The organism is Spirochaeta lutea, from assembly GCF_000758165.1.
Lineage (GTDB): Bacteria > Spirochaetota > Spirochaetia > DSM-27196 > Salinispiraceae > Spirochaeta_D > Spirochaeta_D lutea.
Genome location: NZ_JNUP01000061.1, coordinates 1 through 1,956 on the forward strand (window position 1 = coordinate 1; position 1,956 = coordinate 1,956).

The 1,956-nt window shown below is 34.2% G+C and carries 3 protein-coding genes; all 3 read right to left on the reverse strand.

The features are described from left to right. Positions 1–153 precede the first annotated feature (153 nt). The 3 genes from DC28_RS07495 to DC28_RS07505 all read right to left on the reverse strand — a co-directional run bounded on the left by DC28_RS07495 (position 154) and on the right by DC28_RS07505 (position 1,800). Complete coding sequence (locus DC28_RS07495) at positions 154–567, reverse strand: PIN domain-containing protein (protein ID WP_037547402.1); 414 nt, start codon at positions 565–567, stop codon at positions 154–156. Beyond that, entirely contained in the window at positions 548–790 is a 243-nt protein-coding gene (locus DC28_RS07500; protein WP_037547404.1) for a DUF6364 family protein, read from the reverse strand. Before DC28_RS07500 ends, DC28_RS07495 begins: the two co-directional genes overlap by 20 nt. A 230-nt stretch (positions 791–1,020) precedes the next feature. Next, the gene (locus DC28_RS07505; protein WP_037547405.1) at positions 1,021–1,800 is read right to left on the reverse strand and encodes a GNAT family N-acetyltransferase; all 780 of its coding nucleotides are present in this window, start codon (positions 1,798–1,800) and stop codon (positions 1,021–1,023) included. Positions 1,801–1,956 lie beyond the last annotated feature (156 nt).

Below are 1,956 nucleotides of genomic sequence, written 5' to 3' on the forward strand. Positions count from 1 at the left end.
GGACTATCGGAAACTCATTGCAAAATTACATTACCCGGCTCTTTATAACGACGAGTTGAGCGGTGAGCCGTCCATTGGCATGCGTTTTTGCATCAGCAAAAACCATGCAAATAGGCGAATCCGTCTCAAACTCTTTGTTATGTAGTCCCATTATTATTTTAATATTTCTATTGCTTCTCTCGCTGTATATATTTGATTTTTTGATTTTGAAAAGTCTTTATAATTCCTGGTAATGATGAAATCCAATTCTTCCTTAGTAGCCAATTCATCAATCACTGCATCTTCATAATCATTGATATCTGAATCCAATGATTTTCTTAGTATAGTTTCATTTGGTGAAAGCACCGATAAATTATCCAATAAATTATTAATAATTCTGTTTCTTTTATTAATTGTGGCTTTATCCTTCTCCAAAAAATATGACAGCGTTGTTATTTCATGTGCCGCGATATATCCTTTTATAATTCTTCGGCTACATAAGTCATAAATCACCAATGCTGATTCATGATCCATTCGTTTATTCAGCATGTCGATGATGATATTTAAATCAATTAATACTCTTTTCATGGAATTCCTTTCTGAGTTCTTTTTTATCTGGGATTTCATTCATTTCCAGAATTCCATATAATTCTTTTGCGGATGACGAAATATCTGATGTGTCTATTTCAGTTTTCAGATGGATAAAATAATTTTCAACAATATTTGATATGGATTGATGTGTTTTCTTTGAATATTCATGAGCGAAATCAATTATTGATTCGTCCACATTTAACGTTAGCTTCTTGTTCATAGCGACCCCACGTACAATTCTAATTAATTATTACGTAATATTCAATTTTTCATTTCATTGATTTATTAGTCTTTCCTACATCACATTTTGTTCTTAGGTTGCGAGTAAATTTTTGATCTACATAACGACGAGTTGAGCGGTGAGCCGTCCATTGGCATGTGTTTTTGCATCAGCAAAAACCATGCAAATAGGCGAATCCGTCTCAAACTCCTTGTTATGTGGCCTCCATTCTACTTTTTATTTTTTCGAAATACGTAAAAGTATCTTTCATCATATTCCTGAAAATCTAAAAAATGATATCCATTATTAGATAGCCATTCAAATGCGCTAAAAGGTATTTTTGCTACATCAAAATTCCCGTTTCGAAACTCCTCAAATACTGTGGGTAAACTTAAAAACGGAATTTCAAGAGTTTGATATTGTTTTGCAGAATTTAATCCTTCATCATCGAACTTTGGATGAAGTCCAGTCCATGTAATAATTGATCGCTCCAGCGCTTTTTCTATATCCTTAATTTTAATTTTTCTTTTAGAAAGAGGCCATTCCATCTCGCAATCAACCACTGGCCATGGAATATTATCAGGTGGAAGCGCATTTTGGTTATTCCATTTATATGCTGATTGAAATGCTTTGACATATAGCAATGAATTCGAAGTAAATAATGGACTAGTTTGAAATTTGAATTTTGATATTCCTTTTTCAGACAGCCATTTTTGAGCCTCGGTTATTAATTTCTTTCCATATCCTTTATTCCGATAATTCGAGTTCACCTCTATTCCAGCTAATTCAGCAATTTTCTTATCAGGTTCTGGGACGATTCCAATCCATCCTAAAATTTCTGAATCATCGTCTGACAATAAGACAATTTTTTCACCACCATTTGATTTAATATGCTCGAGATGCTCTTTCGGTGGAAAAGGTGCGCCAACTTCGGCAAAAACCTCTTCGAAATTCCCATAATTGTTCCATAGCAAATCTTGTTGTTCATGAATTAAATAGATCGTTTTCAAGTTGATACTCCAAAAATTTCATGTAATCGATAAAATCTATATTTACGTCCACATAACGCCCGCTTAACCTGCGGAGCGAAAGTGGCGCGGTTTTTGCCCGGAAAATTTGCACGTCAGTGCAGGCGAAGCCTTAGTGAATGAAAGTAGCAAAAACCG

Excerpts from the sequence above, each read along its gene's own strand:
- DC28_RS07500 (WP_037547404.1), bottom strand. The coding sequence starts at position 790 with ATGAACAAGAAGCTAACGTTAAATGTGGACGAATCAATAATTGATTTC.
- DC28_RS07495 (WP_037547402.1), bottom strand. The coding sequence starts at position 567 with ATGAAAAGAGTATTAATTGATTTAAATATCATCATCGACATGCTGAAT.